This window comes from Paraburkholderia dilworthii, from assembly GCF_000472525.1.
GTDB lineage: Bacteria > Pseudomonadota > Gammaproteobacteria > Burkholderiales > Burkholderiaceae > Paraburkholderia > Paraburkholderia dilworthii.
The window spans coordinates 90,626-105,868 of sequence record NZ_AWZT01000018.1 but is presented as its reverse complement, the minus strand read 5'-3'; the positions used below and the strand labels follow the sequence as shown (position 1 = coordinate 105,868).

Genomic DNA, 15,243 nt, shown 5'->3' with positions numbered 1-15,243 from the left:
CGCGCAATCGTCCGCGAGCATCGTAGTAAGGATTCGCAACAAAGCCTAGGCTACTGAACTGAATGATCCGGTATGCTGAATCGCGGCGAAACTATTTATCCCTAGACTAGTAAGCTCGCCAGCCGACGAAAATCGCCGGACGATGCCGCGCTCACTCAAAGAAACTTCCCTCCGAAGGGAGGGAAGTGTCATCTACGATTCCGGCGAACTGGAGCATCGACTGGTTTTCACACTGTTCATCGTTATTCTCAACTGGAGAATATTCTCGAAGACGACGAAACGGCTGGAGCGCGATCCATTGCAGCATCGCGCCACCGCGCAGAGCGCTTGCATCACCCGATGCGCGCGCTGGTGACGGTCACGGTAGGGCCGCCCTTGTCCCAGTCTTCCAGACTCATCGCGCGCTTCCAGACTGGATTGGCGCTGGTAATTGATCCGCCCACCACGTAGCCGTTCAAATGAAGTCCCTGGACGTTGAATGAGCCGCCGGGACTTCCCGTATCGGTATGGCCGGTAATGCTGATGCTGACCGTCTTGTTGACCGGACCTGGGAGGAAGCCAAAATAAACGAGAATCCCGCCACCGGCACAGTTATTCGTCGTCGGACTGACGATGCGGATGTTTTCAAAGACGGCGGTATTGTCGTTCGGCTCAATATCGAGACCGCACCCGGGTTGGGTTCCGCCGATATTTTCCCAAAGCGGGGTATTGAATGTAATTCCGCTGCCACTGATAATCGATACGCCCTGACGGCGGCATCCGTTCGCGTGGTGCGAATTCACCGTAATGTTCGTGCTGTAGACATTACTCTGTCTATCGCTATTATTGATGTAAATGCCGTCGCCCCAGCAATTAATCGTGGTCGGAGACGTAATGGTGCAATTGGTTGCGCCATTGATTGAAATCCCCATTCCCCATTCACCCGACTTCGCTGAATTCAATTCCTTGCTGCCGTCGAGATAGGGGCTTTCGAGCGTGACATTGTTCACGTCCGCCAAACGCAGGATTTCATAAGTGTCGGTATTATGAGGCAGTAGTTTGATCGAAGCGCCGCTCGCAAACCGAACGTGACTATTGGTGCGCAGATCCAAGCCGGCCGCATCGATCCGGCTCTTTCCGGTAATCAGCAAAATCTGGCCGATGGAGCCGTCGATCGCGCGCTGAAGCGCGACGCGATCGTTAGTGGTGCCATCGCCCTTCACGCCGAAAGAAGTGTCGAGAAGAACACCGTCGTTGTTCGACGGGGTGCTCGCCGCAGCCGGCGCACTCGCACCGGTCGGGGAACTGGCGCCGCTCGGACTGGAGGCACCTCGGCCGCGTTGGCCCCTGTTTGCTACCGCGTCGATTTTGGCAGGATCGCTGCTGCCGCCGCATGCGGCGAGCACTAGCGCCCCGCTGCCGGCCAATAACGATGTCAGGAATTTACGACGGACCGAAAGTTGAGTGTCAGTAACCAAGAGTCTTGCAGCTGGTGTATTGTTAGTCATTCAAGTCTTTCCAACTATGCCGGCGATCGAAAAGCCAAAAGCAAAAAAACCAAGCAGACGACCTCGACCGCATAGGCGTTTAAAGGGAAATTAAGCGAGATAACGGGCGCAAAAAGCCCGAACGCTTATATGCGCCCTGCGCCGCGTATTCGGCGATTCGAATACACGAACGTGCAAGGTGCGAGCGAATTCCCGAAGAAATCTCCGCTTGAAACAAAGAGAACTTCAGGATTAATAAAGCAGGGTCTTCCGGAGGTTTCGCCAGACTTGCGTTTCGATGGCGCGGGAACGCCGATGAAGGCAAAGCATTGACTAAGCGGTAAATTGTTACCGACTTTTAACAATCATATCAGATTATCTAAGTCATTTATACGTCGTACTTGTTACAATATGTACGCACTTAGCAAACACGGTTCAAATTTCCCGACCATCCATATTTTCATGGATATCCATGCCGTCGATTTTGTATGTTGATTTATTTAGTATGGAGAATATCGACGCTACGCGTATTGTCATATTAAACTGATGTTAAACTTGTGAGTAATTTGATTGAAAGCTAACGTTTGAAGAGAGGTTGCGTTGAAACTCCATGCTTGCAAAACCGATATCTCGCTCACTCATGAGGCAACCGCAATCACCCCCTCAAAGGCAACCATATCTCCAACCCACCCATCCCATTGACCGGATCGAACTTCTCGTCGTAGCGCTCGAAGTTGGGTGCATCGGCGGGAACGTGTCCCGACGCAGGCAGCCACTTGTTCCAGATCGTGTTCCAGGTGCGCCGTACGGTCGACACATGCTCGCGATGGCTGAACACCGCGTACCGTTGCGCGGCAATGCGCAAGCGACTGAACTCATCTGGCAACGCTGAAAAGTCGCTGACCTCAACGCCGCACAGGTAGTCCATGTTGCCGGCGTCGTCGGCGTTGTAGCAGACGCCATACGCCACATTGCCCACCTGGCCCGGCACTTTGCCGAAGTACTCGTTAAAGCGCTGCCACTGCGATGGAATTGCTGCGGAGCTTTCGCACGTATAGCGCTCGCTCAGACCGGCGACGAAAAACGGCTTGCCGTCCTCAAAGCGCGGCGGCTCCAGATTCGCGAGAAGAGTTTCATCCATTCTGATCGGCTCCACGATGACGAGGTTGTCGAGATCGCCGCGCGCACGCAGCGCTTCGGGCGTGACTCCGAATTGCTCGCGAAAGGCGCGCGTGAATGCTTCGTGAGAGCCGTAACCGGCGTCGATAGCCACCGTCAGTATGTCGGGCGCACCGTCCGCGAGCCGCCGCGCGGCCTCGCTCAAGCGGCGCGCCCGCACATAGCGCATGACTGGCACACCGGTCGCCGCTTCGAAAGCACGCGCGAGATGGAAGCGAGATACGCATCCACAGTTGGCGATGTCGTCGAGCGTCAGTTCCTCGGCAAAGTGGCTTTCGATAAACCACAGCGCTTTTCCAACCGGGTTCATAGCGGCTCTCATGTCAGCATGAAACCAGCATAGCCAGCCGCGCACCGGCACATTTGATCGCGCTTGCGGTTTTGCAATCGACGCAAGTCAAGCGATGCAACAAAAAACAACGCACCGACTGAAGCGCTCAACCCGCGCTCAAACGTTTTCCGCCGCAGTCGCACTGCTACCCGTAGAGCGAGGACGCTCACCCGCCGATACACCGTGCCCATCGCCGCCATCGACATGCGCAGCGGCATCCGCACCGCCCGGCCGTCCTGCACGCAACAGCAATCCTCCGATCACGCCCGCCGCCGCCGCGAAAATCGCGCCGACCGCAAACGCTACGTGGTAACCGCTGTTCAGCGCGGCAAGCGCGCTTTGCGTGGCCAGCAATTCACCGCTGCGCGCGGCGGCGAGACTCGCGAGCACTGCGAGCCCAAGCGCACCGCCCATCATGAACGACGTATTGACGATGCCCGACGCGAGCCCAGAATCGGTGGGATCGACGTCGCTCATCGCGGCGAGCAGCACCGGATTGAACGCAATCCCCGCGCCGAAGCCGAGCAGCATCATGCCGGGCAGCACATCGAGCACGAAGCTCCCGTCGACCGGCGCACGCGCGAACAACGCGAGACCGCACGCTGCAACCAGCAGCCCCGCGGCGAGCGGAATACGCAAACCGAAGCGCATCACAACGCGCGCCGACAGTCCCAGCGAGAAGAACGCCATGATGAGGTTGGCGGGCAAAAACGCGAGCCCGACTTGCAGCGGTCGATAGCCAAGCACGCGCTGCAAATACAGTGCGGAGATAAAGAACCACGCGAACATTGCAGCCGCCCATAGCACGCCGACGACATTCGCCGTTGCAACGTTACGCAGGCGAAAAAGGCCCAGCGGCATCAACGGATGCTGAACGCGCGACTCGATGATCAGGAACGCGGCGAGCAACGCAAGCGCGACGAGCAACAAGCCGAGCGTTTGCGCCGAAGTCCAGCCGGCCTCATTGCCGTTGACCACGGCATACACGGCGAGCATCAGCGAAACGGTGACTGTCACTGCGCCGGCAACGTCGAGCCGTTCGCCGTGCGCATGACCGCGCGCGGAAGGCAACAGTGCGACGCACAGCGCATACACGGCAATGCCGATCGGCAGATTGACGAGAAAGATCCAGTGCCAGCTCAGCAGGTTGGTCAGCAGACCGCCGAGCAGCACGCCGATGCTGCCGCCGCCCGCGCAGACGAAGCCATAGACGCCCATCGCTTTCGCCCGTTCACCGGGTTCGGTGAACAGATTCATGATCAGAGACAGCGACACCGCGGACACGATAGCGCCGCCCACACCCTGGATGGCGCGCGCACATACAAGCAGCATCTGCGAGTTAGCGAGCCCGCACGCGAGCGATGCCACGGTGAACAGGGTGATGCCACCGAGGAACAGCTTGCGATGACCGTACAGATCGCCGAGTCTTCCGCCCAGCAGCAGACAGCCGCCGAAGGTCAGCATATACGCGTTGACGACCCATACGAGCGACGTTTCCGTGAAGCCGAGATCTGCAGCGATCGACGGCAAGGCGACGTTCACGATTGTCGTATCGAGTACGATCATGAGCACACCGAGGCACAGCACCATCAGCGCGAGCCAGCGTTTGTTGGCGTGGATGGAATGGGTCATGCGCAAGCTCCTGTGCCGCGGTCGATTGGGGTCGATTGGGATTGCCGGCGGCTTCGAGCATGGTGGGCTGTATCAACGCGATGCCGGACGGGCCCGCCGCCCGGCGCGATGTTGACAACCCGATGTTGACAACCCTTTCGGCAACTCGTCGAGGGCAAGAGGTTTTTCAGTCTAGCACCCGCGAGTTTTGCGTCACAACTACGAATTCCTGGGCGGAGCACGAATCACGCGCCGCCCAGAATCCCGTACTCCCCGCCGCGTTCCAGTGCCCGCTGATAACCCGGCCGCGCATGAATCCGCTGCAAAAAAGCGCTCACCGCAGGCAGGTCGATCCCACCTCGCGCAGTGGCCGCTTCGAGCGGAAAACTCATCTGCACATCCGCTGCGGTGAACTCATCGCCGGCAAACCAGCCGGTCGTCTCCAATTGCTTCTCGATGTACCCAAGATGCAGCTTCAATTGTGGATCGATAAAACTCGATTGCAGCGTAGCCGCAATCTTGCGAGCAATCGGCTTCGCAAAGAAAGGCATCGGCGCACTCGCGATGCGCCGCGCAATGAGCTTCAGCAGCAACGGCGGCATCGCCGAGCCTTCCGCGTAATGCAGCCAATAGGTGTAGCGCAACCGCTCAGGCGTGCCGTGCTTCGGCGCGAAACGCCCGTGCCCATACTTCTCCACCAGATACTCGATGATGGCGCCTGACTCCGCAACGGTCAGCCCATCGTCGGTAATGACAGGGGACTTGCCGAGCGGATGAACGGCACGCAACTCGGGCGGCGCGAGCAGCGTCTGCGGATCGCGCTCGTAACGCTCGATCTCATACGGCACACCGAGTTCTTCGAGCAGCCACAACACACGTTGCGAGCGCGAGTTATTCAAATGATGGACGGTCAGCATGGGTCGATAGATTGTGGCCAATGGAACGTTACATCATAGGGATATTGTTGAGAGGCGGGCCTCTAGCCGCATCACAAACGCGGTCACACGCGCGACTTGCTTCCCATCAGTTCGTTCGACGGCAATGTCTCGTCCAGCAACTTGCGCGCGCTTTCAATGCCGGCCACCGGCAGTCCCTTTGGATCAAGCAGCCCCACTTGCACCAGCACGCTAGCCTGGTCCCAATAGATATGCTCGTTATAAAGCTTGTCGCCGCGAAAGCACACCACCGCCAGCATCGGCACCTCGAAGTATTGTCCCGTCGGCGCAACGCCCGGCAACAGCCAGTCGATCTCGCAGCTATGCGTGCAGCTAAAAATGAATTCGTCGACGATACGGTCTGCACCGATGGTCCGCGAAATCGGAATCAGCTTCGTATCAGGCGGATTCGAGTTGACGAAGTGATGCGTATAAAAACGCTTGAGGTTGTCACGGTCGACACCGCCTGTCATCGTCGGCACGTGATTGACGTAAGGCTGCGCGACCATTGTCGGCATCACGGCTTCGACGTCGCGCGTGGCAAACTCATGATAGCAATGCGCTTCCCACAGCGCGTTCAGATCGTAGACCGGGCCGAGCACTTTGCGCAGCAGCGCAAGCGTGCGCGAATACGCCATCATCGTGGCGGGCTTGTCGGATTGCGGACGCTCGGGCGCCGCGAACGCATGATCGCAACCAGGGTACACATACTGCTCGATGTGCGGACGTGTGCGCAATGCGGCGCTGATCCTCTCGCGTGCTTCCGGCGGACACAGCGCATCCTTCTCGGGGAAGTGAAACACCATCGGGCAGCGCACGGCCGGTACTTCGTCCAGATACGCATCGAGGCCCACGCCGTAGTAGCTCACCGCGCAATCCACGTCGGTACGCGCCGCGCTCAGGAAGGCCAGCTTGCCGCCGAGGCAGTAGCCCACCGCACCCACCTTGCCGGCGTGCTCCGGCATTGTGCGCAATGCGGCGATGGTGGCCGCGATATCGTCGACGGCGAGATCGGTGTCGAACTGGGCGAGGTAGTCGAGCGCCTGCTTCATGTCGGCCTCGCCATAGCCGAGTTCGATGCCCGGCTTGATTCGCCAGAACAGGTCGGGCACCAGCACCACGTAGCCTTCTTCGGCGAAACGGTCGGCCGTTGCCTTCATCGTGTCGTTGATGCCGAAGATTTCCTGCAACACAACGAGCCCGGGGCCCGAGCCTTGCGCCGGACGCGCAACGTAGGCTTTGAAGCGGCCGCCGTCCTGGGCGACGACTTCGGTGAAAGAGCCGGCCATGCGTGTGTCTCCTGAAATGTGCAAGGAACAGCGAGGAAGAGGCTACGCCATCGTACGCAATTCGAAGCGCTTGAGCTTGCCTGTTTCGGTGCGCGGCAGTGAATCGACAAAAGCGACGACGCGCGGATACTTGTACGGCGCCACCGTATTCTTCACGAAATCCTGCAATTGCGCGACGAGATTGTCATCCGGTGCGTAGCCCGAATTCAGTACGACGAACGCCTTCACGATTTGCCCGCGCGTGTCGTCGGCCACGCCGACCACGCCGCATTCCGCCACCGCCTCGTGTTGGAGCAACACGCTTTCCACTTCGGGGCCGGAGATGTTGTAGCCGGCTGAAACGATCATGTCGTCGGCGCGCGCCTGGTAGAACACGTAGCCGTCTTCGTCGATATAAACGGAATCGCCCGGCAGATTCCAGCCGTCGCGCACGAACTTCATCTGACGTTCATCGGCGAGATAACGGCAACCTGTAGGCCCGCGCACGGCGAGCTTGCCAATGGTGCCGGGCGCAACGGGTTGCATTGCGTCGTCCACGGCTTGCACGACATAGCCCGGCACCGCGCGGCCAATTGCATGCGGACGTATCTCGCTGCCCTGCGACGAAATAAAAATGTGGATCAACTCGGTGCCGCCAATTCCGTCGATCATGTCGATGCCGGTTGCGTCGTGCCATAGACGTCTCGTCGAATCAGGCAGCGCCTCGCCAGCGGACACGGTCTTCTGCAAGCTCGACACATCGTGATGGGCGACGAGCGGTGCCATCTGCCGGTAGAAAGTCGGCGCCGTGAACATGACGGTCGCGTGAAAGCGCTCGACCGTCTGCAATAAAGTCTCGGGAGTGAGCTTCTCGATCAACACCGTCGACGCACCCACGCGCAGCGGAAAACACAACAGCCCGCCTAGCCCGAACGTGAAAGCGAGCGGCGGCGTGCCGCAGAAAATATCGCTCGCCGAAGGCTTCAGCACATGGCGCGGGAACAGATCGCACATAGCCAGCACGTCGCGATGAAAATGCATGCAGCCTTTCGGCGCGCCCGTCGTGCCGCTCGTGAACGCGATCAGACAGACGTCGTCGGCGGCGGTATCGCACGCGGTAAAGTCGGCGGGCTTGTTGATCGCGAGCGTTTCCAGTGAACCTGTTGCGTCGTCGTGAAACAGCAGCGTTTGCTTCAACTCCGCGCAGTAAAACTCGTCATGTGGATCGCTGCAACGCGCGAGTTCTTCGGTGAGACGCGCATCGCACAGGGCCGCGCGTACCTGTGCTTTTACGATGATCTGCTTCAACTCCTTCGCGCGCAGCAGCGGCATGGTCGGAACGGCGACGAGACCAACTTTTAATGCAGCGAGTGCCGCGACCGCCATTTGCAACGTATTAGGCCCGCGCAACAGAATGCGGTTGCCCGGCTGCAAACGCATTTCATCGACGAGCACATGCGCGCTGCGGTTCACCATCGCAAGCAGTTCGTTATAAGTCGTGGCACGCGGTGCGCCGTCCACCAGCGACCAGACGGCCGGTTTCTCGCCGTGGCCCGCTTCAATTGTTCTATCCAGCAGTTCCGTCGCGCAGTTGAAACGCGGCGGATACGCGACATCGGGATTGTCCAGCAGAAAAACAGGCCATTGATCCTGCGGCGGAAGATTGTCGCGCGCGAAAGTATCGACGTGTGCTGACGGTTCCATCGTGGTCTCCCGGGCGTTGAGCCGGCTGTATGCGCTTCTGTTGACGAGGGCTTGCGTGTCCTTAGTGCGGAATGACGGCGGTTGCTTCGATCTCGACCTTGGCTTCGTCTTCGATCAGCGCGACGACCTGCACCGCGCTCATTGCGATGTCATAGTCGCCGATCAACTCGCGAAACGCACGGCCTATTTCTTTCAACGACGCGAGATACTCGCGCTTATCGGTGACGTACCACGTCATGCGCACGAGATGCTCGGGCGTGCCGCCCGCTTCGTGCAGCACGGCCAGTACATTCCTGAGCGCCTGAATAGCCTGGCCGGCGAAGTCCGTGGTCTGAAAGCGCGCCCCTTCATCCCAGCCGATCTGCCCCGCGATGAATACTTGCGTGCCGATTGCCGCGACGCCGTTTGCATAACCGCGCGGCTTGATCCAGCCCGCGGGAAGAAGAGCTTTTTTCATGAGCGTTGCGCCTCGCTGAATTCAGGCTGTGGAGCGAATGTCGCCAGTGCGTTGGCGATGTCGGTGGGAATGTCGATGGAACGGCCGCTTTCCAGCGACATCGTCACGAGCACCTGCTTTGCGCGAAAACGCGCTTCGCCGTTGCAGTGACCGAGAATGTCGATGGTGATCGAGCGCCGGCCGATTGCGGATACCGTTAGCGTCAGCATGATCGTTTCGCCCATCTGGCTCGGCCGCGAAAACTCGCAATCGAGTTTGACGATTGGCAGGCCGATACGGCGCTGCCCGATCATCTGCGCGTAGTCGATGTGCAGGCCCTCGTTGAACCAGTCTTCGACGAGCGCGTTGGTCATCACCAGATATTGCGGAAAGAACACGATGCCCGCCGGATCGCAGTGCGAAAAGCGGATACGTACTGGCCTTTCGAAGTGCGCGGTCATTTCGCATTTTCTCCAGCGCTTGCGGCCGCGTGCGCTTTCAACAGATCGCGGCCCACTATCAATTGCTGCACTTCCGTCGCGCCTTCGTAAATGCGCAGCGCACGAATCTCGCGATACAGCATTTCGACTGCGGTGCCGCTTTGCACGCCCATGCCGCCGTAAAGCTGCACGGCGGCGTCGATTACCTGCTGCGCACCTTCGCTCGCGTGCCACTTCGCCATTGCTGCCTCGCGTGTGACGTTTTCTCCCTGGTCGCGCAGCCATGCCGCGCGATAGACGAGCAGCGCACTACTGTCGATGGTCAACGCCATTTGTGCGAGCTTCGCCTGCGTCAGTTGAAAATCGCCGAGTGTCTGACCGAACATCTTGCGCGATGCCGCGCGCGCGAGTCCCTCGGCCATCGCATGCCGCGCGAAACCGAGCGACGCAGCCGCCACGGAAGTGCGGAAAATGTCGAGCGTGCGCATGGCGAGCCTGAAGCCTTCGCCGGGCGCGCCGAGCATCTGACTGCGCGGCACGCGCGCGCCTGCGAAGTGCAGGCGCGCAAGTGGATGCGGCGCGATCACGTCGATGCGTTCGGCGATTTCGAGTCCCGGTGTATCCGCATCCACAATGAACGCGCTGATGCCGCGTGCGCCAGGCGCTTCGCCGGTGCGTGCAAAGACCACATAGAAATCGGCGATGCCGCCATTCGATATCCACGTCTTGTCGCCGTCGAGCACATAGGCGTCCCCGTCTTCGCGTGCAGCAAGCGACATTGCGGCGACGTCTGATCCGGCTTCCGGTTCTGACAGCGCGAACGCCGCAATTGCGGTGCCGTTCGCAACGCGCGGCAAGTAGCGCGTTTTCTGTTCATGCGTGCCGCCGAGCGAAATCGCGCCCGAGCCGAGCCCCTGCATCGCGAGCGCAAAGTCTGCGAGGCCCGAATATTTGGCTAGGGTTTCGCGCAGCAGACAGACGGCGCGCGTATCGATCGTGTCGCCGTGGCCGCCGTAGGTCACGCCGCCCACGCCATATTTCAGCCAGCCGGCTGCACCGAGTTCGCGCACCAGTTGGCGACAGGTGGAATCCACATCGCCATGTGCGACGTGCGATAAATTATCGCGACACCATGCTTCGATACCCGCAGCCAGTTCGCGATGACGCGGCTCGAAAAAAGGCCACGCGAGCGCACTGTGCAGATCGATGTTCTTTTCTGCGTTCAACTCAGTCTCCCTCGAATACCGGGCGCGATTTCGCAGCGAACGCCTTATAAGCACGCTCGAAATCGCGAGTGCTCATGCAGAGGGCTTGGGCCTGTGCTTCTGATTCGATCGCTTCGTCGATGCTCATGCTCCATTCCTGATGCAGCATCTTCTTCGTGATGCCGTGCGCGAACGTGGGACCGGCTACGAGATCGGCGGCGAGCTTTTGCGCGTCTTCAATTAGCACAGCCGGCTCGCAGAGCCGGTTATAGAAGCCCCATGCGTAAACTTCGTCGCCGCTAGCGGAGCGTCCTGTAAAGAGCAATTCGGCGGCGCGCCCCTGGCCGATGATGCGCGGCAGGATCGAGCAGGCACCCATATCGCAACCCGCAAGGCCGACGCGCGAAAACAGAAACGCGAGCTTGCTGCGTGCCGTGCCGAGACGCATGTCGGAGGCCATCGCGAGAATTGCGCCAGCGCCGGCGCACACGCCGTCGACGGCCGCAATCACCGGCTGCGGACAATGGCGCATGGCTTTGACGAGGTCGCCCGTCATGCGTGTGAAGAGCAGCAGTTCAGGCATCGGCAAATCGATCAGCGGTGCAATGATGTCGTGCACGTCGCCGCCCGAGCAGAAGTTTTCGCCCGCGCCGTGAATTACGACGGCCTTGACGTCAATCGCATACGAGAGCTGGCGGAATAGATCGCGCAACTCCGCATACGATTCGAAGGTCAGCGGATTCTTGCGCTCGGGTCGGTTCAACGTGATGGTCGCGACCTTGTCCGCGACCGACCAGCCGAAGTGCTTCGCTTCGTAACCCGCGAGCGTCAGCCGATTACCGGCCAACAACGCGTCGGCATTTGAATGTGGCATGTTTGTCTCCAGTCGCTCTGTCTCAGTCTTTCAAACTGTCCAGCAGATGTTTTTTCAATTTGCCGAGCCGCTGATGAGTCCGCGACTTTTCCTCCAGACTGAGCCCGCCGAATAGCTCGACGACCCATTGCTCGTGCGCAACCGCCATCCTGTCGAACGCTTTGCGGCCTGCGGGCGTGAGGCACACGCTGATCGAGCGGCGATCGTTAGGATCGGTATCTCGCGAGACCAAGCCTTCCTTTTCAAGCTGATCCGTAATGCCGGTCACGTTGCCGCCTGTTACCATCAGGCGGCGCGACAATTCGGTCATCTTGAGTCCTTCGGGATGACGCTCCAGTTGCGCCATCAGGTCGAAACGCGGCAACGTAGTGTCGAATTCGTTACGCAGACGCTTGCGCAATTCCGCTTGCACGAGGTTCGTCGTGGTCAGCATGCGCAACCACAGGCGCAGGCCCATATGACTGTCCGCGCCGGTGCTCATTTCCAGATCCACGACGTTCTCCGCAGGTTTCGCAACGCCTTTGCGTTGCAACCTGGTTTCTGCTGTCTTCGCTTCGCTTGCTGCGATCTTCTTGACGTTGGCTGATCTGGTCACATTACTTCTCCACCGGAGATGGAAACGGATTGCCCCGTGATTGCATCCGAACCCGGTTGACACAGCCACAGCACGGCATTGGCAACCTGTTCCGGACTCACAAAGCGATGTTGCGGATTCGAGCGAAGCAGGCTTTCGCGCGCCTCATTTTCGGTGCGCGACGTCTTGCTGGTGATTTGCTGGAGCGACGCGTGCAGCAGTTCGGTCTCGGTGTAACCAGGGCACACCGCGTTGACCGTAATGCCTTTAGTCGCGACCTCGAGCGCCAGCGAGCGCGTGAGACCGATCACGCCGTGCTTGGCTGCGCAATATGCTGCGACATACGCATAGCCGATCTGGCCCGCTGTGCTCGCTACGTTGACGATGCGCCCGTGTCCGCGTTCGAGCATGCCCGGCAATACGGCGCGCGTGCAGAGGAAAACGCCGGTGAGATTCACGTCGAGCATGCGCTGCCACAGGCTCATGTCGGTATGCATGAACGGCGCGGCTTGCGCCTGGCCCGCATTGCTAACGAGTATGTCGACGGCGCCCGCTTTTTCAAATGCGTTGGCAACGGACTCTTCTTGCGTGACATCGACGGGGATACACGCGACGTTGCCGATTGCGCGGCTTTTTTCGCGCTGCGCATTGAGCCGCTCTGCATTGCGGCCCATCAACGTAACGCGCGCTCCGGCGCGCAGCAGCGTTTCCGCGATGGCCGCGCCAATGCCGCTGCCGCCGCCGGTGACCACGGCATGTTGTCCCGCGAGGGAGGATTGAATCGGGTTCACGTGGTTCCTTCCGCGCGCTGTGCGCGCTCTTGCGCCGAAAGTCCGGCATTCGCCGCGACCTGCGCGCGTTCTCGTTCGAGATTGCGTTCGAGTTGCGACTTCGCTGCGGCGTACTGATTCGGCCACGTCACGTCGAAATAGCCTATTTTTGCGGCCTCGTTCAAGGTCCATGAAGGATTCGCGAGATGCGGACGCGCAATGGCGCACAAATCTGCCCGGCCCGCAGCGATGATGCTGTTCACGTGATCCGCCTCCGAGATCGCGCCCACAGCGATGGTCGCGATTCCCGCTTCATTGCGCACGCGATCGGCGAACGGCGTCTGGAACATGCGGCCATACACGGGCTTTTCGTCCTTGCTGACCTGACCCGACGACACGTCGATCATGTCAGCGCCGGCCGCCTTGAATGCGCGCGCGATCCGCACGGCATCGTCGGGCGTGGTGCCCCCTTCGACCCAATCGTTCGCGGAAATGCGCACCGAAATCGGCTTGTCTTGCGGCCACACTGCGCGGATTGCTTTGAAGACCTGCAACGGATAACGCAAGCGGTTCTCGAGCGAGCCGCCGTATTCGTCCGTGCGACGGTTCGTCAGCGGCGATAGGAAGCTCGATAGAAAATAGCCGTGCGCGCAGTGCAATTCGAGCCAGTCGAATCCGGCTTCGACCGACATCTGCGTGGCACGCACGAATTGCGCTTCTATTTCGCGGAGATCGTCGCGCGTGGCTTCGCGCGAATGCTGGCTGATGCCCGGCAAGTACTGCTGCGGAGATGCAGAGACGAGCGGCCAGTTGCCTTCGGCAAGCGGCTGATCGATGCCTTCCCATGCAACGCGCGTCGACCCTTTTGCGCCGGAGTGTCCGAGCTGGATGCCGATCTTCGCGTCGGACCGGCGATGCACAAGGTCGACAATGCGCTTCCACGCGGTGACGTGCTCGGGCGCATACATGCCGGGGCAGGCGGGTGTGATGCGCGCTTGCGGCGACACGCATGTCATCTCGGTCATGACGAGCGCGGCGCCGCCCATCGCGCGCGCGCCGAGATGCATCAGGTGATAGTCGCCCGCAATTCCGTCGACGGCCGAGTACTGCGCCATCGGCGAGACGACAACGCGGTTCTTCAGCGTAACGCCGCGCAATGTGAACGGCGTGAACATCGGCGGGATCGAATGCTTTTGGGGCGTGCGCTCCGCGCCTGAGCGTCGTGCGAGCCAGTCTTCGAAGCTGGATACATAGCGCGCGTCGCGCTCGCGCAGATTCTCGTGCGAAATTCGCTGCGAGCGCGTGAGCAGCGAGTAAGCAAACTGTTCCGGCTCGAACGATGTATAGCGGTCCACGTGCTCGAACCATTCCGTCGAATTGCGCGCGGCGTTCTGAATGCGCAGTACGTCGACGCTGCGCACGTCGGTGTAATGCTTCAACGCAGTGTGCAACTCGCCAGGGTGCGAGCCGATGCTGTTGGCGAGTTCGATCGAATCTTCGAGCGCGAGCTTGGTGCCCGAACCGATGGAAAAATGCGCGGTATGCGCGGCGTCGCCCATCAGCACGACCGGCGTTTGCGAGCTGTCAGCGTTGCTGCGCCAATGCACCCATTCTTCGTTGACGACGCGCGGGAAACGAATCCACTGCGACGAGCCGCGCAGATGCGCGGCGTTGGACAGCAACGCGTTGCCGTCCAGATACTTGGCGAAGAGTTTCTCGCAGAATGCGATGCTCTCTTCCTTGCTCATTTCGTCGAGTCCCGCGGCGCGCCACACGCGCTCCGGCGTTTCGACAATGAACGTGGAGGTCTGATCGTCGAAGCGATAGGCGTGTGCCTGAAACCAGCCGAATTCCGTTTCTTCGAACGCGAACGTGAAGGCGTCGAATAGCTTTCGCGTGCCGAGCCAGACGAAACGGCAATCGCGCATGTCCACGTTCGGTTTATAAGTCGACGCGTATTTTTGGCGAATCGCGCTGTTGGCCCCGTCGCACGCGACGATGAGATCAGCCTCGTATTCGGTGTCGTCGGTGACCTGCGTTTCGAAGACGAGCTTCACGCCCAGTTCCTCGCAACGCGCTTGCAGGATATTCAGCAGACGCTTGCGACCAATGCCGCAAAAGCCGTGACCGGACGAACGCACCTGGCAGCCGCGGAAATGGATCTCGATGTCGTCCCAATGATTGAACGCGCCGAGTATTGCGTCGGCGCTCGGGGCGTCGGCGGCGCGCAGGTTGCCGAGCGTTTGATCCGAGAACACCACGCCCCAGCCGAATGTGTCATAGGGGCGATTGCGCTCCACGACGGTGACCTCGTGCGCCGGGTTGCGGCTTTTCATCAACAGGCCGAAGTACAGCCCGGCCGGGCCGCCGCCGATACAGACGATGCGCATGCTTGTCCCCACTGTGAGCTTTGCTGGTGAGTTAATTTAGGCCTAGATAATTTAGGTGTC

The 15,243-nt window shown here is 60.1% G+C and carries 13 protein-coding genes; all 13 read right to left on the bottom strand.

Going from position 1 to position 15,243, the window contains the following annotated elements; genetic code table 11:
- Positions 1-332: 332 nt before the first annotated feature.
- On the bottom strand, positions 333-1,487 hold the full coding sequence (locus F759_RS0117540; RefSeq protein WP_027801030.1) for a hypothetical protein: 1,155 nt from the start codon (positions 1,485-1,487) through the stop codon (positions 333-335).
- Positions 1,488-2,121: 634 nt separating this feature from the next.
- A complete protein-coding gene (locus F759_RS0117535; RefSeq protein ID WP_027801029.1) occupies positions 2,122-2,955 on the bottom strand; it encodes an AraC family transcriptional regulator in 834 nt (277 codons plus the stop codon).
- A 138-nt stretch (positions 2,956-3,093) separates the two neighbouring features.
- Positions 3,094-4,608 carry a DHA2 family efflux MFS transporter permease subunit gene (locus F759_RS0117530; protein WP_027801028.1) on the bottom strand — a complete coding sequence of 505 codons (1,515 nt, stop codon included), beginning with the start codon at positions 4,606-4,608 and terminating at the stop codon, positions 3,094-3,096.
- A 224-nt stretch (positions 4,609-4,832) separates the two neighbouring features.
- A complete protein-coding gene (locus F759_RS0117525) occupies positions 4,833-5,504 on the bottom strand; it encodes a glutathione S-transferase family protein (RefSeq protein WP_027801027.1) in 672 nt (223 codons plus the stop codon).
- A gap of 83 nt (positions 5,505-5,587) precedes the next feature.
- A complete protein-coding gene (locus F759_RS0117520) occupies positions 5,588-6,811 on the bottom strand; it encodes a dienelactone hydrolase family protein (RefSeq protein WP_027801026.1) in 1,224 nt (407 codons plus the stop codon).
- Positions 6,812-6,853: 42 nt separating this feature from the next.
- Positions 6,854-8,494: an AMP-binding protein gene (locus tag F759_RS0117515; protein WP_027801025.1), complete on the bottom strand. Its 1,641-nt coding sequence runs from the start codon at positions 8,492-8,494 to the stop codon at positions 6,854-6,856.
- A 61-nt stretch (positions 8,495-8,555) separates the two neighbouring features.
- Positions 8,556-8,951: a RidA family protein gene (locus tag F759_RS0117510; RefSeq protein ID WP_027801024.1), complete on the bottom strand. Its 396-nt coding sequence runs from the start codon at positions 8,949-8,951 to the stop codon at positions 8,556-8,558.
- Positions 8,948-9,391, bottom strand: coding sequence for an acyl-CoA thioesterase (locus tag F759_RS0117505; RefSeq protein WP_027801023.1), 444 nt, complete (start codon positions 9,389-9,391; stop codon positions 8,948-8,950). The genes F759_RS0117510 and F759_RS0117505 overlap by 4 nt, the downstream gene beginning before the upstream one ends.
- Positions 9,388-10,596, bottom strand: coding sequence for an acyl-CoA dehydrogenase family protein (locus F759_RS0117500; protein ID WP_027801022.1), 1,209 nt, complete (start codon positions 10,594-10,596; stop codon positions 9,388-9,390). The genes F759_RS0117505 and F759_RS0117500 overlap by 4 nt, the downstream gene beginning before the upstream one ends.
- Position 10,597: 1 nt before the next feature.
- Positions 10,598-11,449 carry an enoyl-CoA hydratase family protein gene (locus F759_RS0117495; RefSeq protein WP_027801021.1) on the bottom strand — a complete coding sequence of 284 codons (852 nt, stop codon included), beginning with the start codon at positions 11,447-11,449 and terminating at the stop codon, positions 10,598-10,600.
- A 22-nt stretch (positions 11,450-11,471) separates the two neighbouring features.
- On the bottom strand, positions 11,472-12,044 hold the full coding sequence (locus tag F759_RS0117490) for a MarR family winged helix-turn-helix transcriptional regulator (protein ID WP_027801020.1): 573 nt from the start codon (positions 12,042-12,044) through the stop codon (positions 11,472-11,474).
- Entirely contained in the window at positions 12,041-12,814 is a 774-nt protein-coding gene (locus F759_RS0117485; RefSeq protein WP_027801019.1) for an SDR family NAD(P)-dependent oxidoreductase, read from the bottom strand. The genes F759_RS0117490 and F759_RS0117485 overlap by 4 nt, the downstream gene beginning before the upstream one ends.
- Positions 12,811-15,183: a bifunctional salicylyl-CoA 5-hydroxylase/oxidoreductase gene (locus tag F759_RS0117480; protein ID WP_027801018.1), complete on the bottom strand. Its 2,373-nt coding sequence runs from the start codon at positions 15,181-15,183 to the stop codon at positions 12,811-12,813. Before F759_RS0117480 ends, F759_RS0117485 begins: the two co-directional genes overlap by 4 nt.
- Between the last annotated feature and the right edge of the window lie 60 nt (positions 15,184-15,243).